This is a genomic window from Oceanitalea stevensii (genome assembly GCF_014837105.1).
In the GTDB taxonomy this organism is placed as follows: domain Bacteria; phylum Actinomycetota; class Actinomycetes; order Actinomycetales; family Actinomycetaceae; genus Oceanitalea; species Oceanitalea stevensii.
In genome coordinates this window covers 24,749-46,875 of the sequence record NZ_JACSPO010000015.1, presented here as the reverse complement: position 1 = coordinate 46,875, position 22,127 = coordinate 24,749, and the positions used below count along the sequence as shown (strand labels likewise).

General features: G+C 73.5%; 19 protein-coding genes. 15 read left to right on the top strand and 4 right to left on the bottom strand.

The window, feature by feature from the left end; translation table 11 throughout:
- The first annotated feature begins 59 nt into the window (after positions 1 to 59).
- Genes H9624_RS15445 through H9624_RS15415 form a run of 7 tightly spaced genes read left to right on the top strand, consistent with a single transcriptional unit; the run spans position 60 to position 7,427 of the window.
- Positions 60 to 1,691: a TIGR04028 family ABC transporter substrate-binding protein gene (locus tag H9624_RS15445; RefSeq protein WP_251840792.1), complete on the top strand. Its 1,632-nt coding sequence runs from the start codon at positions 60 to 62 to the stop codon at positions 1,689 to 1,691.
- Entirely contained in the window at positions 1,688 to 2,695 is a 1,008-nt protein-coding gene (locus H9624_RS15440; RefSeq protein ID WP_251840791.1) for an ABC transporter permease, read from the top strand. Before H9624_RS15445 ends, H9624_RS15440 begins: the two co-directional genes overlap by 4 nt.
- On the top strand, positions 2,692 to 3,570 hold the full coding sequence (locus H9624_RS15435) for an ABC transporter permease (RefSeq protein WP_251840790.1): 879 nt from the start codon (positions 2,692 to 2,694) through the stop codon (positions 3,568 to 3,570). Before H9624_RS15440 ends, H9624_RS15435 begins: the two co-directional genes overlap by 4 nt.
- Positions 3,567 to 5,180, top strand: a complete 1,614-nt coding sequence (locus tag H9624_RS15430; RefSeq protein WP_251840789.1) for a dipeptide ABC transporter ATP-binding protein — start codon at positions 3,567 to 3,569, stop codon at positions 5,178 to 5,180. Before H9624_RS15435 ends, H9624_RS15430 begins: the two co-directional genes overlap by 4 nt.
- Positions 5,177 to 5,812: a CMD domain protein gene (locus tag H9624_RS15425; RefSeq protein WP_251840788.1), complete on the top strand. Its 636-nt coding sequence runs from the start codon at positions 5,177 to 5,179 to the stop codon at positions 5,810 to 5,812. Before H9624_RS15430 ends, H9624_RS15425 begins: the two co-directional genes overlap by 4 nt.
- Positions 5,809 to 6,414 (top strand): alkylhydroperoxidase domain protein, encoded by a 606-nt coding sequence (locus tag H9624_RS15420; protein WP_251840787.1) that lies wholly within the window; start codon positions 5,809 to 5,811, stop codon positions 6,412 to 6,414. Before H9624_RS15425 ends, H9624_RS15420 begins: the two co-directional genes overlap by 4 nt.
- Positions 6,411 to 7,427, top strand: coding sequence for a putative FMN-dependent luciferase-like monooxygenase (locus H9624_RS15415; RefSeq protein ID WP_251840786.1), 1,017 nt, complete (start codon positions 6,411 to 6,413; stop codon positions 7,425 to 7,427). The genes H9624_RS15420 and H9624_RS15415 overlap by 4 nt, the downstream gene beginning before the upstream one ends.
- 56 nt (positions 7,428 to 7,483) lie before the next feature.
- On the opposite strand, the gene H9624_RS15410 is transcribed toward H9624_RS15415, so the two are convergent.
- Positions 7,484 to 10,552 (bottom strand): discoidin domain-containing protein, encoded by a 3,069-nt coding sequence (locus H9624_RS15410; RefSeq protein ID WP_251840785.1) that lies wholly within the window; start codon positions 10,550 to 10,552, stop codon positions 7,484 to 7,486.
- A gap of 206 nt (positions 10,553 to 10,758) precedes the next feature.
- Here H9624_RS15410 and H9624_RS15405 point away from each other — a divergent pair, with 206 nt between their 5' ends.
- Positions 10,759 to 10,983 carry an ECF-type sigma factor gene (locus H9624_RS15405; protein WP_251840784.1) on the top strand — a complete coding sequence of 75 codons (225 nt, stop codon included), beginning with the start codon at positions 10,759 to 10,761 and terminating at the stop codon, positions 10,981 to 10,983.
- Between the two features lie 21 nt (positions 10,984 to 11,004).
- Here H9624_RS15405 and H9624_RS15400 read toward each other — a convergent pair whose 3' ends face one another.
- Genes H9624_RS15400 through H9624_RS15390 form a run of 3 tightly spaced genes read right to left on the bottom strand, consistent with a single transcriptional unit; the run spans position 11,005 to position 13,879 of the window.
- Positions 11,005 to 12,078 (bottom strand): Gfo/Idh/MocA family protein, encoded by a 1,074-nt coding sequence (locus H9624_RS15400; protein ID WP_251840783.1) that lies wholly within the window; start codon positions 12,076 to 12,078, stop codon positions 11,005 to 11,007.
- Positions 12,078 to 13,109, bottom strand: a complete 1,032-nt coding sequence (locus H9624_RS15395; RefSeq protein ID WP_251840782.1) for a Gfo/Idh/MocA family protein — start codon at positions 13,107 to 13,109, stop codon at positions 12,078 to 12,080. Before H9624_RS15395 ends, H9624_RS15400 begins: the two co-directional genes overlap by 1 nt.
- Entirely contained in the window at positions 13,106 to 13,879 is a 774-nt protein-coding gene (locus tag H9624_RS15390) for a FadR/GntR family transcriptional regulator (RefSeq protein WP_251840781.1), read from the bottom strand. Before H9624_RS15390 ends, H9624_RS15395 begins: the two co-directional genes overlap by 4 nt.
- A gap of 87 nt (positions 13,880 to 13,966) precedes the next feature.
- Between H9624_RS15390 and H9624_RS15385 the strand changes: the two genes are divergently transcribed.
- The 7 genes from H9624_RS15385 (at position 13,967) to H9624_RS15355 (ending at position 22,122) form a co-directional block, all read left to right on the top strand.
- The gene (locus tag H9624_RS15385; RefSeq protein ID WP_251840780.1) at positions 13,967 to 15,574 is read left to right on the top strand and encodes an ABC transporter substrate-binding protein; all 1,608 of its coding nucleotides are present in this window, start codon (positions 13,967 to 13,969) and stop codon (positions 15,572 to 15,574) included.
- Between the two features lie 67 nt (positions 15,575 to 15,641).
- Positions 15,642 to 16,598, top strand: coding sequence for an ABC transporter permease (locus H9624_RS15380; RefSeq protein WP_251840779.1), 957 nt, complete (start codon positions 15,642 to 15,644; stop codon positions 16,596 to 16,598).
- Between the two features lie 2 nt (positions 16,599 to 16,600).
- The gene (locus tag H9624_RS15375; RefSeq protein ID WP_251840778.1) at positions 16,601 to 18,574 is read left to right on the top strand and encodes a dipeptide/oligopeptide/nickel ABC transporter permease/ATP-binding protein; all 1,974 of its coding nucleotides are present in this window, start codon (positions 16,601 to 16,603) and stop codon (positions 18,572 to 18,574) included.
- A complete protein-coding gene (locus H9624_RS15370; RefSeq protein WP_251840777.1) occupies positions 18,571 to 19,374 on the top strand; it encodes an ABC transporter ATP-binding protein in 804 nt (267 codons plus the stop codon). The genes H9624_RS15375 and H9624_RS15370 overlap by 4 nt, the downstream gene beginning before the upstream one ends.
- 77 nt (positions 19,375 to 19,451) lie before the next feature.
- A complete protein-coding gene (locus H9624_RS15365) occupies positions 19,452 to 20,378 on the top strand; it encodes a dihydrodipicolinate synthase family protein (RefSeq protein ID WP_251840776.1) in 927 nt (308 codons plus the stop codon).
- A 66-nt stretch (positions 20,379 to 20,444) separates the two neighbouring features.
- Positions 20,445 to 21,425 carry an ROK family protein gene (locus tag H9624_RS15360; RefSeq protein ID WP_251840775.1) on the top strand — a complete coding sequence of 327 codons (981 nt, stop codon included), beginning with the start codon at positions 20,445 to 20,447 and terminating at the stop codon, positions 21,423 to 21,425.
- 16 nt (positions 21,426 to 21,441) lie between these two features.
- A complete protein-coding gene (locus H9624_RS15355) occupies positions 21,442 to 22,122 on the top strand; it encodes an N-acetylmannosamine-6-phosphate 2-epimerase (RefSeq protein WP_251840774.1) in 681 nt (226 codons plus the stop codon).
- Positions 22,123 to 22,127: the final 5 nt, after the last annotated feature.

Below are 22,127 nucleotides of genomic sequence, written 5' to 3'. Positions count from 1 at the left end.
CACGCTGATGGTCAAGCGTTCAACCGAACGCTCGACCGTCAGCCCGAGAGGACCGCCCGATGAGCACCACCCATCGCCGCACGCTCGCCGCAGCCACCGCTGCCGCCGCGACCCTGGTCCTCGCCGCCTGTAGCGGCAGCCCCGGTGCGACGAGCGAGGCAGCCGCCGACGACGGCGCACCCCGCCAGGGCGGCACCCTCACCTTCCTCGAGTACCAGTTCCCCACGTGCTTCTACGCGGGCGGCTCCGGCTACTACCCGGTGGCCACCGTCCTCAACCAGGTCGCCGACAAGCTCACCTTCCAGGACCCCGAGACCCGCGAGATCCACCCGTGGCTCGCCGAGTCCTGGGAGGTGTCGGAGGACGCCACCGAGTACGTCTTCCACCTGCGCGAGGACGTCACCTTCTCCGACGGCACCCCGCTGACCGCCGAGCACGTCGCGGCCAACTTCGACCACCTCGGCCTCGGCGACGAGGAGCTCGGGCTCGCGAGCCAGGAGTTCGTCTCGAACTACGCCGGCTCCGAGGTGCGCGACGAGCACACGGTCGTCTTCACCTTCGACGCCCCCGTGCCCGGCTTCCTCCAGGCGACCTCCGTCGTCGGCGCCGCGATCGTCGGACCCGCGACCTACGAGCTGCCCTACGAGGAGCAGTGCCAGCTCGAGAACCTCGTCGCGACCGGCCCGTTCACGGTCACCGAGGTGGTGCCCGAGCAGGAGTACACGCTCACCGCGCGGGAGGACTACGACTGGGCCCCGCCGCACCAGGAGCACCAGGGCCGCGCCTACCTCGACGAGATCCACATCGTCGTCACCCCCGAGGACTCGGTGCGCATCGGCGCCCTCACCTCCGGGCAGGCCGACGCGGTGCGCTCGGTCCAGGCCTACGACGAGCCGACGGTCGAGGCGGCCGGCTACCAGCTGTACGCCCCACAGACCAACGGCGTCAGCCCGCAGATCGCGCTGCGCCCCGACAACCCCGTCCTCACCGAGCTGCCCGTCCGGCAGGCGCTGCTCAAGGCGACGGACACCGGTGCGATCGTCGACACGCTCTTCACCGAGAACTACCCGGTGGCCACGTCACCGCTCAGCTCCGGGGCCACCGGCTACACCGACCTGTCCGACAGGCTGACGGCGGACCCGGAGGAGGCCAACCGCCTGCTCGACGAGGCCGGCTGGGAGCGCGGCCCGGACGGCATCCGCACCAAGGACGGCCGGCGCCTGGAGCTCACGACGATCGTCCCCGCGGTCTTCCCGCTGGGCCAGGAGACGGCCGAGCTCGTCGCCCAGCAGTGGGAGGCGGTCGGCGCCAAGCTCCACATCGAGCTGCCCGACCCCGCCACCGCGGTCCAGCGCCAGCAGGACCCGGCCGACGTCGGCGTCCTCATCAGCCACGTCGGGCGCGTCGATCCCGACGTCCTCTACAGCGCCTTCCACAGCAGCCAGCGCGACTACCTCGTCTCCACCGACGAGACGCTCGACGACCTCCTCGAGGAGATCACCTCGCTGCCGGGCACGGAGGAGCGCTACGCCAAGGCCGCGGAGGTGCAGGAGTACCTCGTCGACAACGCCTTGACGATCCCGCTGTACGACATGCCGCAGACCTACGCCGCCGGGCCGCACGTCCACGGCCTGGGCTGGGAGCCGGTCGGGCGCCTGCGCCTGTACGACACGTGGCTGGAGGAGCGGTGACCGCGCGCTACGTCGCGGGGCGGGTGGGCCAGGCCCTCCTCGTCCTGTGGGCCGCCTACACGCTGTCCTTCCTCCTCCTCGGCGCGCTGCCCGGGGACGGGATCCTCATCAAGTTCGAGAACCCCGAGCTCGGCCTGTCCGCCGACCAGGTCGCCGCGATCCGCGAGTACTACCGCGTCGACGACCCGCTCCTCCTCCAGTACGTCCACGCCCTGGTGGGGACGCTGCAGGGGGACCTGGGCTACTCCGTCGAGACGGCCACCCCCGTCGTGGACCGCGTCTCGGCCGCCCTGCCCGCCACGCTCCAGCTCGCGTCCCTGGCCTTCGTCGTGGCGGCCGCCGTCGCCGTCGTCCTCGCCCTCGCGGCGAGCTACGCCCGCGGCCCGTGGCTGCACAACGCGATCACCGCGATCCCGTCGCTGTTCGTGTCCGTCCCGGCGTTCTGGCTCGGCATCGTCCTGCTCCAGGTGTTCTCCTTCCGGCTCGGCTGGGTGCCGGTCATCGGGGCCGAGGGCTGGCAGGAGCTCGTGCTGCCCGTCCTCACCCTCGCCGTCCCGGTGAGCGCGCCGCTCGCCCAGATCGTCCTGCGCACCCTCGACGACGTCGCCACCCGGCCCTTCGTCCACGTCGTCGAGGCGAAGGGCGCCTCGCGGTGGTGGACGCTGAGCCGGCACACCGCCCGCAACTCCCTGCTGCCCGTGCTGACGATCAGCGGGCTCCTCGTCGCCGAGCTCATCGCCGGCTCGGTCGTCACCGAGTCCGTCTTCGGCCGCGACGGGCTGGGCCGGCTCACCAACCTCGCGGTCGCGGCGCAGGACCTGCCGGTGATCCAGGCGATCGTCCTCGTGGCGGCGCTCGCCTTCGTCACCGTCAACCTCGTCGTCGACCTCCTCTACCCCGTCCTCGACCCGCGTCTGCGCCGGGCACGGACGACGACGGCGCCACCGTCCGGCGCCGTCGCCGCGCCCGCCGTGGCCGGCCCGCTGGAAGGAGCCCGGACATGACCGCGACCACCACCCGAGACCCGGCGGCGCCCACGGTCCCCGTCGCGCTCACCCCCGAGCCCGCACCCGTCGCGCGCCGTCGACGCGGTCCGGTCCCCGTCGGCCTCGTGCTCGCCTGGGCCGTCATCGCCACCGTGCTGCTGTGGGCCGTGCTCCCCGGGGTCCTGGCCCCGTTCGACGCCTACACGAGCGTCGGCGCGGGGCTCCAGGCCCCGGGCGGTGAGCACCTCTTCGGCACGGACGCCAACGGCCGCGACCTGTTCTCCCGCGTCGTCCACGGCGCGTCCGAGTCGCTCGCCGGCGCCCTCGTCGCCGTCACCGTCGGACTCACCGCCGGCACCCTGCTCGGGGTCGTCGCCGGCACCGTCGGCGGGCTCGTCGAGGAGGTCCTCATGCGGGTCGTCGACGTCCTTCTCGCGATCCCCGGCCTGCTGCTCGCGCTCACCGTCGTCGTCCTCCTCGGCCCGGGCACCGTCAACGCGGCGCTCGCCGTCGGTGTCGGCGCGGTGGCCGGGTTCGCCCGGCTCGTGCGGGCCGAGGTCGTCCAGGTGCGCGCCACCGAGTACGTCGAGGCCGCCTACGGCAGCGGCGGGCGCGTCCTGTCGGTGCTGTGGCGCCACGTGCTGCGCAACTCCCTGCGGCCGGTCGTCGCGCTCGCGGCGATGCAGCTGGGCACCGCGATCCTCGCGCTGTCCACCCTCGGCTTCCTCGGCTACGGCGTCACCCCGCCGGACCCGGAGTGGGGCATGATCATCGCCCAGGGCCGCGACCTCCTCGCCGCCGCCTGGTGGGTCACCACCCTGCCCGGCCTCGTCATCGTCGCCGTCGTCCTCTCGGCGAACCGGGTCAGCCGCTCCCTGGGGAGCGAGCGATGAGCCTCCTCGACGTCCGCGACCTCTCCGTCACCTACCGCACCCGCCGCGGCGGGGAGCACACCGCCGTCGCCGGCGTGAGCCTCACCGTCGCGCCGGGGGAGGTGGTCGCGGTGGTGGGGGAGACCGGCTCGGGCAAGACGACGACGGCGCACGCCGTCCTCGGGCTGCTCGCACCGGGCGCGACGGTCACCTCGGGGCAGATCCTCCTGCACGGCACCGACATCCGCGGCTGGTCGGACAGGCGGCTCCAGGACGTCCGCGGCCGGCGCATCGGTCTCGTGCCGCAGGACCCCGGCAGCTCCCTCGACCCGCTGCGGACCGTGGGCTGGCAGGTCGCCGAGACCCTGCGGGTGCACGGGGAGCGGGACGAGGCGGCGGTGCGGGCCCGGGTGGCCGAGCTGCTCGAGCGCGTGGGCCTGCCCGGCCCGCGCGTGGCCGGCGCCTACCCGCACGAGCTCTCCGGCGGCATGCGCCAGCGGGTGCTCATCGCCGCGGCGCTCGCGCTCCGGCCCCAGCTCCTCATCGCCGACGAGCCGACCAGTGCCCTGGACGTCACCGTCCAGCGGCGCATCCTCGACCTGCTCGACGAGCTGCGCGCGCAGGACGGCACCGGCGTCCTCCTCGTCACCCACGACCTCGCCGCGGCCGCCGAGCGCGCCGACCGGATCGTCGTCATGCAGGGCGGGCGGGTCGTCGACTCCGGGACGGCGAGCGAGGTGGTCGGCGCTCCCCGCAGCGACTACACCCGGCGCCTCGTGCGGGACGCGCCGGCGCTCAACCCGGCGCCGCTGCGGCCCACCCCGCCGGCGCCGCCGCCGGGCGCGGTCCCCGCGGTCGAGCTGCGGTCCGTGCGCAAGGACTTCACCGGCCGTGGTGGGCAGCACGTGCGGGCCGTGGACGACCTCAGCCTCACCGTGCCGGCCGGGACGACGCACGCCGTCGTCGGGGAGTCAGGCTCCGGCAAGTCGACGACGGCGCGCATCCTGCTGGGCCTGGAGACGGCGACGGCGGGCACGGCGCTCGTCCACGGCACCGACGTCGCCTCGCTGCGCGGGGAGGCGCGCCGCCAGTGGCGCCGCCAGGTCCAGCTCGTCTACCAGAACCCCTTCGGCTCCCTCGACCCCCGGATGACCGTCCTCGACATCGTGGCCGAGCCGCTGCGCAACTTCCGGCTCGGCAACCGCCGCGAGCGGGCGGCGGCGGCCGCGGCGCTCCTCGAGCGGGTCGCCCTGGGACCAGAGCTGCACGGACGGCGGCCGCGCGAGCTCAGCGGCGGGCAGCGCCAGCGCGTGGCGATCGCCCGGGCGCTCGTCCTGGACCCGGGCGTCGTCGTCCTCGACGAGCCGGTCTCCGCCCTCGACGTCAGCGTGCAGGCGCAGATCCTCGACCTGCTCGCCGAGCTGCAGCGCGAGCGCGGCCTCACCTACCTGTTCATCTCCCACGACCTCGGCGTCGTCCGCCAGGTCTCCGACAGCGTCACCGTCATGCAGCGCGGCCGCGTGGTGGAGAGCGGCACGACCGCCGAGATCTTCCACGCCCCGCGCAGCGAGTACACCCGCGAGCTGCTCGACGCCGTCCCCGCGGCCCACGCCACCAGGAGAGACTCATGACCCACGTCCTCGACCACACCCGCGCCCCGGAGGTGAGCGCCGACGTCCTGCGCGAGCTCGCCGGGGTCCCCGCCGGCGGCGCCGTGGACGCGCTGCGCGACCTGCGGCCCGCCGCGCGGGAGAACGCCCAGCTCGCCTACCGGCTGCTCTTCGCCCCCGACGACGACGGCGAGGTGTCCGTCCTCGACCGGCTCGCCGTCGCCCTCTTCGTGGCGGGCCTGCACCGCGACGAGCGGGCGGTGTCCCACTACCGGCGGGCGCTGCTGGGCGCCGGAGGGTCGGACGCGCTCGCGGCCACGCTCGTCGCCGAGGCCGGGACCGCCGCCGTCACCGGCCCGGCCGGGACGTACCGGGAGCCCGGGCTGGCTGCCGAGTCCGACCCCGTGCCGGACTACCGCGTCGTCGCGCGCGAGGTGCTGGGCGAGCGGTTGTCGGCCGCCGTCGAGCACGCCCGGCTGCTCGTCCTGCACCCGCGTGACGCCCGCCCGGCCGCGCTCGAGCGCCTCGCCGCCGCCGGCTGGGCCGCGGGCGGGACCGTCACCCTGTCCCAGCTCGTCGCGTTCCTCAGCTACCAGCTGCGCGCCGCCGCCGGCCTGTCCGTCCTCCACGCCACCCCGGGAGCCCCGCGATGATCCACCACCACCCCGACCTCGACCGTCCCGAGGCCTTCACGCGCGAGCCCCTGGGCTGGGTGCCGTGGCTGGAGCCGCTCGCCAAGGAGGAGCTCACCGAGCGCCACTACGCGGGCCTCGTCGAGCCGGCGCGGGCGGACTTCGCCTACTTCCGGCTGCTGGCCCGCGACCCCGAGCTGCTGGGGGCGCGCACGCGCCTGGACAACGACATCTTCTTCACCGAGGACGGCGGCCTGCCGCGCGCCGAGCGCGAGCTCGCGGCGGCGGCGGCCTCCCGCGTCAACGGCTGCGTGTTCTGCGCGTCCGTCCACGCCCGGGCCGCGGCCCGGCTCTCCGGACGCCCCGAGGACGTCGACCGGCTGCTCGACGAGGGGACCGGCGCCGAGCTCGGGCAGCGGTGGGAGGCGATCGTCGCCGCCGCCAAGGCCCTGACGGCGACGCCCGTCCGCTTCGGTCCGGACCACGTCGAGCAGCTGCGGGCGGCCGGCCTGGGCGACGACGAGATCCTCGACGTCATCGGGGGAGCCGCCTTCTTCAACTGGGCGAACCGGCTCATGCTCTCCCTCGGTGAGCCCGAGGTGCCCGCCAGGAGGCGCTCGTGAGCGGCCCCCGGCTCGGCTTCTTCACCCGGGTGCTCGACGACGCCTCACCGGCGGAGCGCTACCGGCTGGCGCTCGAGCAGATCCGCACCGCAGAGGCCGCCGGGTTCGACGCCGTCGCGGTCGCCCAGCACCACCTCGACGGCAGCGAGGGCGGGCTGCCCTCGCCCCTCGTCCTGCTCGCCCACGCGGCCGCGATGACCTCCCGGGTCCGGCTCACCACCGGCGTCATCACCCTCGCCCTGGAGGACCCGGTGCGCGTGGCGGAGGACGCCGCCGTCCTCGACCAGCTGAGCGGGGGACGGGTGGAGCTGGGCCTGGCCTCGGGCGGCTCACCGGGGGCCTTCGCGGCCCTCGGCCTGGACTTCGCCGACCGGCACGCGGTGTTCGCGGCCAAGCTCGACCGCCTCGAGGCGGCCCTGCGGGGGGAGCCGGTCGCGGAGGGACGGGCGCTGTACCCGCCGGCGGGAACGCTCGCCGAGCGCGTGTGGATCGGCACCTTCTCCGAGCCGTGGGCGGTGGAGGCGGGGCGGCGCGGCCACGGGCTCATGCTCTCGCGGACCCAGCCGCGTCCGGCGGAGGAGCCCGGCCTGACCCTCGGGTCCCTCCAGGAGCGGCTCGTCGACGCCTACCTCGAGCACCTCCCGGCCGGCGTCGAGCCCCGGATCAGCGTGGCCCGCACCGTCGTCGTCACCGACGACGAGTGGCGGGCCGCCGAGCTCGCCGAGACCGGCCTGCGGAGGGTGGCGCCCCTCGTCGAGCGGATGACGGGACGGCCGGCCGTGGGCCTGTCCACCGCCGAGCTCGTCGCGGCGACCGACTCGCACGTCGGGTCGCCGGCCACCGTCACGGCGGGGCTGCTCGCCGACCCGGCCGTCGCGCGGGCGACGCACCTGTCCTTCCAGGTCCACTCCGTCGACCCGCCCCACCGCGAGGTGCTCCGCTCGGTGGAGCTCCTCGCGCGGGAGGTGGCGCCGGCCCTGGGCTGGAGCCCGGCGGCGCTCGCGACGGTCTGAGACGCACGCAGGACCCCGGCGGCCGCCGGGGTCCTGCGCTCGGGTGGCTGCGTCGCCTACGGGGTGCGGCGCACGCCGAGGGTGTCGCGGCCGTCGCCGTTCCAGTCACCGACGAGCACCTCGTCGCCCTCACGGCCGAACCGCACCGAGAAGTCGGCGTCGCCGCCGGCGAGGGAGTTCTTCACGAAGTACGCGTTGCCGCGTCGCACCGCGAAGGTGTCGGTGCCGTTGCCGTCCCAGTCACCGGCCAGCGTCACGTCCGCCTCGCGGCCGTAGGTGAACGTCCGGTCGGCGTCCCCGCTACGCATGGAGTTCTTCACGTAGTAGGTCGAGCCGCGGCGCACCGCGAAGGTGTCGGTGCCGTTGCCGTCCCAGTCACCGACCATGACCGCGTCAGTGACACGGCCGTAGGTGATGACGTGGTCCGGCTCGCCCCCACGCAGGGAGTTCTTCACGTGGTAGGTCGAGCCCCGGCGCACCGCGAGGGTGTCGCGGCCGTCGCCGTTCCAGTCGCCCACGAGGACGACGTCACCGGGACGCCCGTAGGTGAACACGCTGTCCGCGTCCCCGCCCCGGGGGGCGTTGTTGACGTAGAAGCGGTTCTCCCGGCGCACGGTGATCGTGTCGGTCCCGTCCGCGTCCCAGTCACCGATGAGGACCTCGTCGGTGTGCCGGCCGTACTGGAAGACGTGCTCGGGCTTGCCGTCCCAGCCGTCGTTGAGGAAGAACCCGTACTGCTGCGGCGCCGGCCCCGGCTCGTCCGGCTCCTCCACGGCCGCGGCCTGGACATTGAGCTCGGCGGCCGAGGCGAAGTGGTTGCTCCAGTCGCTGTAGGACGTGAGGAAGTCCAGCCGCAGGTACCGGCCCTCGGCCGGCTCGAGCTCGATGGCCTGCGGGGCCGTCGACTGGGGCAGCATGCCCTCGGCGACCGGCTCGCCCCAGGTCTCGCCGTCGGAGGAGACCCGCACGGTGTAGTCGCGCAGGACCCCGTTCGTGCCCCCGGACTGCCGCGCGAGGTAGCGCAGCGTCTGGACCGTGTACTCGCCCCCGAGGTCGAGGGTGATGTGGTGCGGGCCCATGACGTCGGCCCACTCGGTGTGCCAGATCGTCGCGGGGTCACCATCGATCGCGTTCCCCGCGGGTGTCTGGGCCTCCACGGTCTCCTCGCTCGAGACGTCGGTGACGGAGAGCTGGTCCTGCGGGAGGAGGTTCTCCGGGGCGCGGACCTCGACGGTCGGGGCGGTGCGCTCCAGCTGTCCGATCTCCGGTCCGGAGTAGTTCCCGCGCAGCGCCGTCCACGTGGTCTGCGGGGTGAATGAGCCGGCGTCGAGGTCCTCCTGGGTGAGGACCCGGTAGGCACTGGTGCAGGTGTAGCTCGAGCCCGGCTGCAGGTTCTGCCAGCGGCAGTTCGGGGCCTCCGGCGGGTTGAAGCCCGCGAGGTTGGAGGACTGCGGGACCACCGACACGACCTCGTCGGAGATGTTGGTGACCCGGTAGGAGAAGGAGAGCCGCTCCCCGGGCAGGTACTCCGCGCTCGCGCTCGCGTCGGTCACGCTCGGCACGACCGTGATGACCTCACCCTCGGCGGCGTCGACCGTGACGGTGAAGGAGCCCGACGACGTCCCCTGGTCGGTCGTCAGCCTGACGTCCACCGGGTAGCTGCCCGCGAAGGCGTCGTCCGGCACCGCGACGGGCACGGTGACGGTGGCCGACGCGCCGGGGGCCACGGTCGGCACCTCGGCCTCAGCCTCTCCCCACCCCTCGGGCAGGGTGAGCGACAGCGTGCCTCCGGTGAGCTCAGCGGAGGCCTGGTTGGTCACCGTGACGTCGACGTCCGCCGTCGTGCCCGCGTCCGTGGCGACGTCGTCGGCGGCGACGGCGGCGCACACACCACCGAGCCACGCGAGGTTGAACCTGGCGTAGCGGATGCCGCCGTTCCCGGCGTCGGGCTCGTAGAGGAGCCCGACGCTGCCGTCCGGCTGGGTGGCGAGGGTCGAGTACGCCATGCCACCGGGCTGGAACACCCGGGAGACCGGCCAGGTGCGGCCGTCGTCGCAGGACATCCGGACGGTGCCGTTGCTCCGCGTGCTCGAGCTGCCGGCGTTGGAGAAGAGCAGGACCTTGGCCTCCGGGGAGCCCTCCTCCGCGTTCGGGAAGGCGCGCACGATCGAGGCGTTGTTCGTCGGGTCCGGCAGCTGCCGGTCGACGACGACCTCGCCGTAGGAGTGCCCGCCGTCCTCGGAGATGGCCACCTTGCGGAAGCCGGAGCGCTGGGAGTCGCGCGAGTTGAGCATGACGCGCCCGTCGGAGAGCTCGACCGTCTTGTTCTCGTCCATCCCCGTGCCGACGGGCTCGCCGACCTGCCAGGTCTCGCCGTGGTCGTCGGAGTAGACGCTCACGGCCTGGAAGGCGCCGCCGAGGTCGTCGTTGATGATCGTGTACTGCTGGACGAGCCGCCCGGCGTGCGGGCCGTACTTCAGCTGGATGCCCTGGCCGGACGCGGCGAAGCGGCTGCGCCAGCCGAGCTCCGCGGTGATGTCCGCGGTGATCGTCCGGTGCGTCCACGTCTCGCCGTTGTCGTCGGAGCGGGCGACGTTGGCGTGGATGACGTTGCGGTCCGCCGGGTCGGTGCCGGGCTGGCTGTTGCCGAAGCCCCGGTCCAGCGAGAAGACGTGGAAGTTGAAGATCGAGCCGGTCTCGCGGTCCACGACGTAGCTCGGGTCGGAGAAGCCCTGGATCGGGGCCTCGGTGCGGCCCTGCCGGATGACCGTCTGCTCACCCCAGGTCTCCCCGTTGTCGGTACTGCGCCGCTGGAGGATGGAGTTGGGGCCGGGGGAGTCGGCGGCCGTGGGGCGCCCGTCGTAGGACGCGAGCACGTCCCCGTTGTTCGCCACGGCGAGCGCGGCGATGCGGTAGTTCGCGAAGCCCTCGCCGTTCGACGCCAGCTGCTGCTCCTCGTAGAAGGACTCACCTCCCCACACGGCGTCGTAGTCAGGTGCCGGGGCGTCCTCGGCGGCGGCGTGGACCGGGGCGATGCCCAGCAGTCCGGTCGTGAGCACAGCGGCCAGGCCGGCCGCCGCGCGTCGTCTCGTCGTCAGTGACATGTGGACCTTTCCGGGCGACATCGCCCGAGAGAAGCGCCCGGTGCGTCGTGCGGGTAGGACTCACCGTTGCGCCGTGACCAGTACGAGGTGCGGTAGACACCTGACATCAGACGTTATACGACCGACAAGTGATGTCAACCGTTCGACCCGGCCAGCCGTCAACCACGGTTGACGGGTGGCCTGTGTCAACGTAGGTTGACACCATGTCCGGCACCGAGGAGGCCCCGATGAGTGCACTCGCCCAGTCCGTCGACGACGACGGTGACGTCGTCGCCGCCCTCCACGCGCTCTCCGAGCTGCGGCGGCAGGCCGACCGCCGGGAGGCGATGCTCGTCAGGCGCGCCCGGGCCCGGGGGCTGACCTGGGCCGAGATCGCCGTCCTGCTCGGCGTCTCCAAGCAGGCGGTGCACAAGAAGTACGGCGGTTCCCGGCGCGAGGCACGCACGCCCTGAGCGTGCCTCACGCCGGGCCCCTCATCCGGCCAGGTGCGGGCCCTCGCTCAGGGTGGGCGCCGGCAGGAGGGCGACGACGTCGCCGCTGTGCGCGGAGCGGTAGGCGGCGTCGATGACGGCGATGGCGTCCCGGGCCTCGTGGACCGTGTAGTCCGGCACCGTGCCGGCCGTCAGCGAGTCGACGACGTGGCGCAGGTAGCGCTCGAGGGCCACCTGCCCGGCGTCGGCGACGAGGGCGTCCGCGCCGTCGGGCCCGAACACGGCGATGGCGGGCTTGTCGTCGTCGGCGACGGCGTGGCCGTGGGAGCCGAGCAGGCGCAGCGAGCTCGTCGTCGGGGTGGTGCCGGGGGCGAAGGGCACGCGCCCCAGCGTCACCGTGGCGGTGACCCCGCGGTCCAGGAGCAGGCTGACGACGGCGCTGTCCTCGACGTCGTGCGCGGCGTGCGCCTCGGAGAACAGGGTGCCGGTGAAGGCGTGCACCTCGCGGACCGGCAGGCCCGTGAGGTAGCCGATGGCGTCGACGCAGTAGCCGAGGAAGTTGAGCACCTCCCCGCCGCCGGACAGGGCGGGGTCCACGACGAGCTCGGGACGCTCCACCGACGTGGCGAAGTGGGCGCCGGAGGCGAGGAGCTCCATGTCGACGTGCCGCGGCAGGCCGATGTGCCCGGCCTCGACCCAGGCACGCGTGCGGCGCAGGGCGGGGGCGTGGGTCCGGTTGACGACGGCGCACACGCGTCCGGTGCGCTCGGCCGCGGTGACGAGGGCGTCGGCGTCGTCGAGGGTGGTCGCCACGGGCTTGTCGACGAGGACGTCGATGCCGGCGAGCAGCACGGCGAGCGCGAGGCGGGCGTGGCGCGTGGGCGCGCCGCACACGACGACGAGGTCGACCCGCTCGGGGTCGAGGACCTCCTCGACGTCCTCGGTGTAGCGGACGCCGGCACGCTCGGCCGCGGCGCGGGAGTCGGCGCGCACCCAGTCGGGCGCGGAGGGCTCCTCGGCGACGGCGACGAGCTCCACACGCTCGTCCTGGCCGAGGATGCGCAGGTAGTCCGCGGCGTGCCGCACCGCGGAGAGGACACCGATCCGCAGCACCATCACAGGACCTCCTCGACGTTGGCGTGCGCCCCGACGTCCGGGTCGCCCTCGATCTCGGTGACGTGGACCCGCCGGCCCGTGACGAGCGAGCGCTGGGCGGCGAGCGCGCCGGCCAGCGCGGCCCGCACCTCCTCGGTCCGCACGAGGGGCTCGGCCCGACCGGTGACGACGTCGGCCCAGTGCTCGAGCTGGTCGCGCAGCGCGCCGTCGAGGGAGAGGGGCGCCGGGCGGGCGGCGTCGGACGTGAGGCCGGGCTCGTTCTCCGTCGTGTGGCTCAGCGTGCCGCCGGTGCCGACGAGGACGACGCGGCGCAGCATGTCACCGCGCTGGCGCAGGGCGTAGCACAGCTCGAGGGTCGCGAGGCCGCCGTCGGCCGTGCGGAGCTGGACCTGGAAGGAGTCGGGGGACTCCATGTCGGGGGAAAAGGTGCGCATCCCGCGGGCGAAGACCTCGGTGGGGGCCGAGCCGAGCAGCCAGGTGGCGGCGTCGAGGATGTGCGTGCCGTTGTGCACCGGGTGCCCCCCGGACATGGCCGGGTCCAGCTGCCAGCTGCGCCAGCCGCCGGGCCACGCGTGGCCGGTGTACCAGGTGATGTGGAGCAGTCGCGGGTCCCCGACGCGTCCGTCCCGGACGGCCTGGGCCAGGCGGCGCACGGCGGGCTGGAAGCGCACCGTCTGCCCGACCACGAGGCTCGTGCCGGCGGTCGCCTCGACCATCGCGTCGAGGTCGCCGAGGGTCAGGGCCGCGGGCTTGTCGACGTGCACGTGCTTGCCGGCGCGGCCCGCGGCGATCGTCCAGGGAGCGTGGCCGGGCGTCGCGTTGACGACGTCGACGGCGTCGACCGCCGGGTCGGTGACGGCGGCGTGGATGTCGGTCGTGGCGCGTGCCCCGACGAGGCTCGCGAGCTCCTCGGCGCGCTCGAGGTCGCTGCCGGCGACCCACGCGACGCGCAGCCTCGGCACCTGCCGCAGCGCGAGAAGGTGCTCGCGGGCGAAGGCGCCCGTCCCGACGACGGTGACGAGAGCCGTCATGGCTGGTCCTCCAGTGCGGCGTTGGCGGAGGTGCGCTGGGGGCGCACGCCCTCCAGTGTCCGCACGATCGGCTCGTAGTGCCGCCCGACGGAGGCGATGAAGGCCTCGGCGTCGCCCTCCTCGGCGGCGCGCAGCATGTCCCCGTGGGCCAGGGCGGTCTGGACCATGTCGGCGGACGGGGCGACCCCGAGGCTCGGCATGACAGCGGTGTGGACGTCCCAGAAGGCGCCGACGAGCTGGCCGACGAGCTCGTTGTCGATGCGGGCGAGCAGGGAGGTGTGGAAGGCGCGGTCCTGGGCGGGGAAGAGCTTGCCGCGCTCGGCGAGCGCGACCATCTCGTCGACGAGGTCGTGGAGGTCCTTGTTGTAGGTGCCGCGCATGGTGGTGGCCACCTGCTGCGCCATCGCGGTGTCCAGCGCCTGGCGGACCTCGACGATGTCGCGCAGGGCGCGCAGGTCGTCCCCGGGGATGAGCACGCCACGGAAGACGAGCGACTCGACGAGCGCGTCCAGGCTCATGTCGCCCACGAAGGTCCCGTGGCCGTGGCGCACGGAGACGATGTTGAGCGTCGTCAGGGTGCGCACCGCCTCCCGCACGTTGGACCGGGAGACGCCGAGGAGCTCGCACAGCTCGGACTCCGTGGGCAGGGAGTCGCCCGGCTTGAGGCCGTTCGCGAGGATGTACTCCTTGATCTGGTCGGCGGTCGTCGCCCGCCGACCCGCGGCCTCCCGTGCATTGCCGTTCGCTCGTGCGCCTGCCGTGGTCGCCATGTCCGTCCTTGACCTTTCGCCGTCGGTGAGTCTAAGGTCACCCTACTACGTCAGACATCAGACGTCATCTGTCTCATAGGAGAGCTCATGCGGACACTGTCCTTCACCCGCCCACGCCGGGCGGTCGGCGTCACGGCCGCCGTCGTCGTCGGAGCCCTCGCCCTCACCGCGTGCGGTGGCGGCGACGAGCCGGCGGGCGACGCCACCGGCTCCGAGTCCACGCCCGCGGGCGAGATCGACCCCGACGCCATCATCGAGGCCGGCATCTCGTACCCGCTCAGCGGCGGCTTCGACCCGATGACCACCTCCGGCGCGGTCACGGTGGCGGCCAACTGGCACACCCTCGAGGGCCTCACCGAGCTCGACCCGGTGACCCGCGAGGTGTACGCCGCCCTCGGTGCCGAGCTGCCCGAGCAGATCGACGACACGACGTGGCAGGTGACGCTGCGTGAGGGCGCCGTCTTCCACAACGGTGACCCCGTCACCACCGACGACGTCGTCTACAGCTTCGAGCGGGTGATGGACCCGGCGAACAACTCGCTGTACGTCTCCTTCATCGACTTCATCGAGTCGGTCGAGGCCGTGGACGAGACCACGGTCCAGATCAACCTCGAGCACGCCTTCAGCCTCACCCCCGAGCGCCTGTCGGTCGTCAAGATCGTCCCGCAGGCGGTCGTCGAGGCCGACTACGAGGCCTTCAACGCCCTGCCCACCGGCACCGGCCCCTACGTGCTCACCTCCGCCACCCCCGACGACGCGATCACCTTCGAGCGCTTCGACGACTACACCGGCCCGCGCCCGGCCCAGGCCGCCGGGATGAACTGGAACCTCCTGTCCGACGCCGCCGCCCGCGTCACCGCGATGAGCTCGGGCACCGTCCACGCCATCGAGGACGTCCCCTACATCGACCTGCCGTCCCTCGAGGGCCAGGTCGACGTCGAGTCGGTCCAGTCCTTCGGCCTGCTCTTCATGATGTTCAACACCGACCTCGAGCCCTTCGACGACGTCCGGGTGCGCCAGGCCTTCCACCACGCGCTCGACCTCGAGTCGATCATCGAGACCGGCATGCTCGGCAACGCCACCGCCGCGACGAGCTTCCTCCCCGAGGACCACCCGAACTACACCGAGGCCTCCACGGTCTACTCCTACGACCCGGACCGGGCGCAGGAGCTGCTCGCCGAGGCGGGGGTCGACTCCCTCGACATCACGCTGCTCACGACCGACACCGGGTGGGTGGCCGACGTCGCGCCGCTCATCAAGGAGGACCTCGACGCCGTCGGGATCAACACCACCCTCGACATCGGCCAGTCCGGTGGCCAGTACACCAAGGTGGACAACGGCGAGCTCGAGGTCATGGTCGCCCCCGGTGACCCCTCGGTCTTCGGCAACGACCCGGACCTCCTCATGCGCTGGTGGTTCGGCGACAACGTGTGGCCCAAGGACCGCTACCGCTGGGACGACACCCCCGAGTACGCCGAGCTGACCTCGATCCTCGACGAGGCCGTGCGCACCGAGGGCGACGAGCAGCAGGAGCTGTGGAACCAGGCCTTCGACCTCATCGCGGAGCAGGCCGTGCTCTACCCGCTGTTCCACCGTCAGCTGCCCACCGCGTGGAGCAGCGAGGACCTCGTCGGCTTCGCCCCCGTGCCGCTGACCGGGCTGTCCTTCCTCGACGTCGGCGTCGTCGCCGAGTGATCAGCCGGTGAGGCGGCCGGCACCCCGGCCGCCGCACCGCCCCACCCCTACCTAAGGAGCCCAGAGCGTGACCGCACTGCTGCGCCTGACGGGTCGGCGACTCCTCCAGCTGCCCGTGATGATCCTGGGCATCACCCTGCTCGTCTTCATCGTGATGTCCTTCTCCCCGGTCGACCCCGCCATCAACGCCCTCGGTGAGGGCGCCTCCGTCGAGGCCCGCGAGGCGTACCGGGAGGCCAACGGCCTCAACGAGCCGCTGTGGACGCGCTACCTGCTGTTCCTCGGGGGCCTCCTCCAGGGTGACTTCGGCACCTACAGCGCCCGGCAGGTCCCCGTCGTCGACGAGATCGTCCGCGCCTTCCCGATCACCCTCCAGCTGACCTTCCTCGGCCTGTCGATCGGCATCGTCGCCGCCTTCGTCCTCGGCGTCGTCGCGGCCCTCTACCGGGACCGCTGGCCCGACCAGGCCATCCGCCTCGTCTCGATCGTCTCGCTGGCCACGCCGTCCTTCTGGCTGGCCGTGCTCCTCATCCAGGTCTTCACCCTCGGCCTCGGGTGGCTGCCCGGCTCCGGGCCGTTGCCCCCCTTCACCGAGGACCCCGGCGGGTACCTCGCGCGGATGGCGCTGCCGGCCTTCGCCGTCGGCCTGCCGCTGTCCGGCTCGCTCACCCGCGTGGTGCGTACCGCCGTCGTCGAGGAGCTCGACAGGGACTACGTGCGCACCGCGATCGGCGGCGGCGTCAGCCGCGTCGAGGTCGTGGCCCGCAACGTCCTGCGCAACGCTCTCATCACGCCCATCACCGTCCTCGGTCTGCGCATCGGCTACGCGATGGGCGGCGCCGTGGTCATCGAGGTCATCTTCGCGCTGCCCGGCATGGGCACGCTCATCCTCTCCGGCGTCACGGCCAACGAGCCGAACATCGTCCAGGGCGTGACCCTGACCGTGGCGCTCGCCTTCGTCATCATCAACATCGTGGTCGACATGCTCTACCTGCTCGTCAACCCGCGGATCAGGACGGTGTGACCGTGCGACGCAAGCTCACCGAACGTCTCTCCACGCCCGGCCTGCGGCTCGGCTCCCTGCCCCTGGGCGCCAAGGTCTCCCTCGGCGTCGTCCTCGTCGTCGCCCTCGCGGCGGTGTTCGCCCCGCTCGTGGCCACCCACGGCCCGCTCACCAGCGGCGCACCGGTGCAGCCGCCGAGCGGTGAGAACTGGTTCGGCACCGACCGCCAGGGCCGCGACATCTTCTCCCGGGTCGTCTACGGCGCCCGCTACTCCCTCGTCATCGGGCTCGGCGCCACCCTCGTGGCCCTCGTGGCGGCCGCCCTCTTCGGCTCCGTCGCGGCGACGGCCGGCAAGAAGGTCTCCGAGGTCATCATGCGGGTCATGGACATCGTCATGTCCTTCCCCGGCATCGCCCTCGCCGCCGTCTTCGTCAGCGTCCTCGGCCGCTCGCTGCCGGTGCTCGTCCTGACGATCGCCTTCCTCTACACCCCGCAGCTCACCCGCGTGGTCCGTGCCAACGTGCTGGCCGCCTACGGCGAGGACTACGTCGCCGCGACGAAGGTCATGGGCGCCTCGACGCCGTGGATCGTCGTCAAGCACGTCGCCCGGAACACCATCGCCCCGGTCATGGTCTTCGCGACCGTCCTCGTCGCCGACGCGATCATCTTCGAGGCCTCGCTGTCCTTCATCCAGGCGGGCGTGCCCGACCCGGACCCCTCGTGGGGCAACATCATCGCCGCCGGCCGCGACCTCGTCATGAGCGGCTACTGGTGGGCGACCTTCTTCCCCGGCCTGGCGATCATGGTCACCGTCCTGTGCCTCAACATCTTCTCCGAGGGCCTCACCGACGCGATGGTCGCGCCCAAGCCCACCGGCAAGGGCCTCACCACCCGGGACGAGGTCGCCGCCCCGGCCCGCGCCGCCGCCGCGACCCACGCCCCGGCGCCCGGCACGTCCCTGGAGGAGCAGCTCGCCCAGCTCCGCGAGGTCGAGCTCACCCGCGGTGACCGCCTCGTCTACGACCGCGACGAGCCGCCGCTGCTCGAGGTGCGCAACCTGTGCATCCGCTTCCCCGAGCGCCACGGCGAGGTCAACATCGTCGACAACGTCTCCTTCACGGTCCGGCCCGGGGAGACGATGGCCCTGGTCGGTGAGTCCGGCTGCGGCAAGTCGATCACCGGTCTGACGATCATGGGCCTCATCGACCGCGGCGCCGAGGTCAGCGGCGAGATCCTCTACAAGGGCACGGACCTGCTCAGGATGCCGGCCAAGGAGCGCAACCCGCTGCGCGGCCACCACATCGCCATGGTCTACCAGGACGCGCTGAGCTCGTTGAACCCCTCGATGCTCATCCGCACCCAGATGAGGCAGCTGACCAGGCGCGGGGGGACCCGCACGGCGGAGGAGCTCCTCGAGCTCGTCGGCCTGGACCCCGAGCGCACCCTGGGCAGCTACCCGCACGAGCTCTCCGGCGGCCAGCGCCAGCGCGTCCTCATCGCCATGGCGCTCACCCGCGACCCGAGCCTCATCATCGCCGACGAGCCCACCACGGCCCTGGACGTCACGGTGCAGGCGCAGGTCATCGACCTGCTCAACGAGCTGCGCGAGAAGCTTGGCTTCGCGATGGTCTTCATCAGCCACGACCTCGCGCTCGTCGCCGAGCTCGCCCACCGCATCACCGTCATGTACGCCGGCCAGGTCGTCGAGCAGGCCCCCACCCGGGACCTCCTCACCGAGCCCGTCCACGAGTACACCCGCGGTCTCCTCGGGGCGGTGCTGTCCATCGAGTCCGGTGCCGACCGGCTCCACCAGGTGCCCGGCACGGTGCCCTCCCCGCGGGACTTCCCCGTGGGCGACCGGTTCGCGCCGCGCTCCTCGCGGCCGGACGTCGGCCTGGACACCAAGCCCGTGCTCCGCCGGATCGAGGGCACCGAGCACTACTACGCCGCGCACGTCGACGACGTGCCGGTCCTCGCGACGGGAGCCCTGCGATGAGCCAGACCACCACGCCGGTCATCGAGCTGCGCGACGTCCGCGTCGTGTACGCCTCCCGGACGGGCACCCTGTTCACGCCGGTCAAGGTCAGCGCCGTCGACGGCGTGAGCCTGAGCGTCATGCCCGGCCGCACCCTCGGCATCGTCGGGGAGTCGGGCAGCGGCAAGACGACGACGGCGCGCATCCTCCTCGGTCTCGAGCAGCCCACCTCCGGTGAGGTGTGGTTCAAGGGCCACCTCACGGGCAGGCGCAACGCCCGCCAGCGCAAGGAGATCGGCCGGGTCGTGTCCGCGGTGTTCCAGGACCCCGCGACCGCGCTCAACCCGCGCCTGGTCATCCGCGACGCGCTGCGCGACCCGCTCGACGTCCACGGCATCGGCAGCGCCAAGGACCGGGCGGCGAAGGTCCGCGAGCTCATCCAGCTCGTCGGCCTGCCGACCTCGGCCCTCGACATGCTGCCCACCCAGCTGTCCGGCGGGCAGCGCCAGCGCGTGGCGATCGCCCGCGCCCTCGTCCTGGACCCCGACGTCATCGTCGCCGACGAGCCGACCTCGGCCCTCGACGTCTCGGTGCGTGCCCAGATCCTCAACCTGCTCGCCGACATCAAGTCCGAGCTCGGGCTGGCCATGGTCTTCATCTCCCACGACATCCAGACCGTGCGCTACGTGTCCGACGAGATCGCCGTGATGAACCGCGGCCGCCTCGTCGAGCTCGGCCCCGCCGAGCAGGTCTTCGCCGACCCGGAGGACGCGTACACGCGGACGCTGCTGGGCGCCGCGCCGTCCCTCCTAGCGGGGTGAGCAGCACCTCTCAGCCACCCCCGACCTCAGCACCGAACCACCCGCGGCCCCGTGCCGCCCCCGAATGGAGCTCTTCCGTGACCACCACCCGCTTCCGCGGCATCATCCCGCCCGTCATCACGCCCCTGACCACCGGGGGCGAGGTCGACACGACGACGCTCACCGCGGTCGTCGAGCACCTCGTCACCGAGGGCGTCCACGGCGTCTTCGCCCTCGGCTCGACCGGTGAGGTCGCCTACCTCGACGACGCCCAGCGCGACGTCGTCGTCCGCACGGTCGTCGCCGCCGTCGCCGGCCGGGTGCCCGTGCTCGTCGGCGCCATCGACACGACGAGCGGGCGCGTCGCCCAGGCCGCCCGCCGGGCCGCCGAGGCCGGCGCCGACGCGATCGTCGCCACCGCCCCGCTCTACGCGATCAACGACATGGCGGAGATCGAGCGCCACTTCCGGGCCGTCGCCGCGGCGACCGAGCTGCCGCTGTTCGCCTACGACATCCCGGTGCGCGTGCGCACCAAGCTGCCCGCGGACCTCCTCGTGCGCCTCGGCAGCGACGGCGTGCTCGCCGGCGTCAAGGACTCCTCGGGCGACGACGTCGGCTTCCGCCGTCTCGTGGCCGCCAACGCTGCCGCGGGCAGCCCGCTCGCGGTGCTCACCGGCCACGAGGTCGTCGTCGACGGGATGCTCCTGCTCGGCGCCGACGGCGTGGTCCCCGGCCTCGGCAACGTCGACCCGGGCGGCTACGCCCGCCTGTGGCAGGCCGCGCAGGCCGGCGACTGGACCCGTGCCCGCGAGGAGCAGGACCGCCTCGCCGCCCTCTTCGAGATCGTCTTCCAGGCGCAGGGCCGCTCCGGCGACGCGTCCGGCGTCGGCGCCTTCAAGACGGCGATGCACCACCTGGGGCTCATCCCCAGCGCGACGATGGCCTTCCCGGTCGAGCCGCTCGACGGCGCGACCACGGCCCGCGTCGCCGCGATCGTCGACGCCACCATGCCGGCCCGCGTCTGAGCCGGGAGAGGACTGTCGCCAGTACAGTCCTTGACCGCTGCCCGATTCGGACTGGAAGGACCACACATGAGTGACGTCGTCGTCGGGGTCGACCTCGGAGGGACGAAGACCGCGGCCGCCCTGGTGCGCGCGGACGGGGCCGTCGGCCCGGTCCGCTCCGTGCCGACCCCCGCCACCGCCGGGCCGGAGGCGGTGCTCGACGCCGTCGCCGGCCTCGTGCGTGACGTCGTCGCCCACGGCGGCACCCTCACCGCCCCCGGCGGCACGACGACGGAGCTCACCGGGCCCGTCGCCGTCAGCGGGCTCGGGGTCGGGACCGCCGGCGTCGTCGACACGACGACGGGTACGATCGTCTCGGCCACCGACGCCATCCGCGGGTGGACCGGGACCGACGTGCGCGGCGGGCTCCGTGCCCGCCTGCGCGACGTCGTCGGCGAGGGCACCGTCACCGTCGAGAACGACGTCGACGCGCACGCCGGCGGCGAGGTCTGGCTCGGCGCCGCAGCCGGCGCGGACAGCGTCCTCATGGTCGCCGTCGGCACCGGGGTGGGGGCGAGCGTCGTCCTCGACGGCCGCCCGCTGCGCGGTGCGCACCACGTGGCGGGGGAGATGGGCCACCAGCCCAGCCCCGACGCCGCCGGGCTGCGCTGCGGGTGCGGGCGCCCCGGCCACCTCGAGGCCCTGGGCTCCGGGCCGGCCCTCCACCGCCACTACCTGCGCCTGGGCGGTGACGCCGCCGTCGCGGACACCCGCGAGGTGTGCGCACGCGCCGCCGCCGGTGACGAGGTCGCCGAGCGTGCCGTGCGGGAGTCCGCCCGCGCCGTCGGCCGCTCCGTGGCCGGCGTCGTCACCGTGCTCGACCCGGCCGCCGTCGTCGTCGGTGGCGGCATGAGCCAGGCCGGGCCGCTGTGGTGGGAGCCCATGGACGCCGCCCTGCGCGAGGAGCTCATCGAGCCGCTCGCCGACATCCCCGTCCGCCCCTCCGCGCTCGGCCCGGTGGCCGCCGTCCTCGGCGCCGCCCGCACCGCCCTCGTCGCGCGCGGCTGACCGAAAGGCCCCTGCCATGTCACCGATCCTCGAGCGCCTGCGCGGCCGGCTCATCGTCTCCTGCCAGGCCTACCCCGGCGAGCCCCTGCGCGTGCCGGAGGTCATGCAGCGCATGGCCCAGGCCGTCGTCGCCGGCGGTGCGGCCGGTCTGCGGGCCCAGGGACTGGAGGACATCGGGCTCATCGCCGGGTCCACCGACGTCCCCCTCACCGGCCTGTGGAAGGACGGGGAGGACGACGTCTTCATCACCCCCACCCTCGAGCACGCGCTCGCGGTGGCCGACGCCGGGGCGCACATCGTCGCCCTCGACGGCACCCGCCGGCCCCGCCCGGACGGGCGCACGCTCGCCGAGACCGTCACCGGCCTGCGCGAGCAGCACCCCGGAGTCCTCGTCATGGCCGACTGCGGCAGCCTCGACGACGCGCTCGCCGCGGAGGACGCCGGCGCGGACGTCGTCGGGACCACGCTGGCCGGCTACTCGGGCGAGCGGGAGAAGACCGCCGGGCCGGACGTCGAGCTCATCGACCAGATGGTCGCCCGCTGCCGGCGACCGGTGGTCGTCGAGGGGCGCGTCCACACCCCGGCCCAGGCGAGGGACGCGATCGACCGCGGCGCCTTCGCCGTCGTCGTCGGCACGGCCATCACCCACCCGACGTCGATCACCAGCTGGTTCCACGAGGCGGTGACGGCCGGGTAGCGCGG

What these genes read in the sequence shown, in the direction of transcription:
- H9624_RS15360 (WP_251840775.1), top strand. Translation starts at nt 20,445, where the DNA reads ATGAGTGACGTCGTCGTCGGGGTCGACCTCGGAGGGACGAAGACCGCG.
- H9624_RS15355 (WP_251840774.1), top strand. Translation starts at nt 21,442, where the DNA reads ATGTCACCGATCCTCGAGCGCCTGCGCGGCCGGCTCATCGTCTCCTGC.
- H9624_RS15390 (WP_251840781.1), bottom strand. Translation starts at nt 13,879, where the DNA reads ATGGCGACCACGGCAGGCGCACGAGCGAACGGCAATGCACGGGAGGCC.
- H9624_RS15420 (WP_251840787.1), top strand. Translation starts at nt 5,809, where the DNA reads ATGATCCACCACCACCCCGACCTCGACCGTCCCGAGGCCTTCACGCGC.
- H9624_RS15405 (WP_251840784.1), top strand. Translation starts at nt 10,759, where the DNA reads ATGAGTGCACTCGCCCAGTCCGTCGACGACGACGGTGACGTCGTCGCC.
- H9624_RS15410 (WP_251840785.1), bottom strand. Translation starts at nt 10,552, where the DNA reads ATGTCGCCCGGAAAGGTCCACATGTCACTGACGACGAGACGACGCGCG.
- H9624_RS15425 (WP_251840788.1), top strand. Translation starts at nt 5,177, where the DNA reads ATGACCCACGTCCTCGACCACACCCGCGCCCCGGAGGTGAGCGCCGAC.
- H9624_RS15435 (WP_251840790.1), top strand. Translation starts at nt 2,692, where the DNA reads ATGACCGCGACCACCACCCGAGACCCGGCGGCGCCCACGGTCCCCGTC.
- H9624_RS15445 (WP_251840792.1), top strand. Translation starts at nt 60, where the DNA reads ATGAGCACCACCCATCGCCGCACGCTCGCCGCAGCCACCGCTGCCGCC.
- H9624_RS15385 (WP_251840780.1), top strand. Translation starts at nt 13,967, where the DNA reads ATGCGGACACTGTCCTTCACCCGCCCACGCCGGGCGGTCGGCGTCACG.
- H9624_RS15430 (WP_251840789.1), top strand. Translation starts at nt 3,567, where the DNA reads ATGAGCCTCCTCGACGTCCGCGACCTCTCCGTCACCTACCGCACCCGC.
- H9624_RS15395 (WP_251840782.1), bottom strand. Translation starts at nt 13,109, where the DNA reads ATGACGGCTCTCGTCACCGTCGTCGGGACGGGCGCCTTCGCCCGCGAG.
- H9624_RS15400 (WP_251840783.1), bottom strand. Translation starts at nt 12,078, where the DNA reads ATGGTGCTGCGGATCGGTGTCCTCTCCGCGGTGCGGCACGCCGCGGAC.
- H9624_RS15370 (WP_251840777.1), top strand. Translation starts at nt 18,571, where the DNA reads ATGAGCCAGACCACCACGCCGGTCATCGAGCTGCGCGACGTCCGCGTC.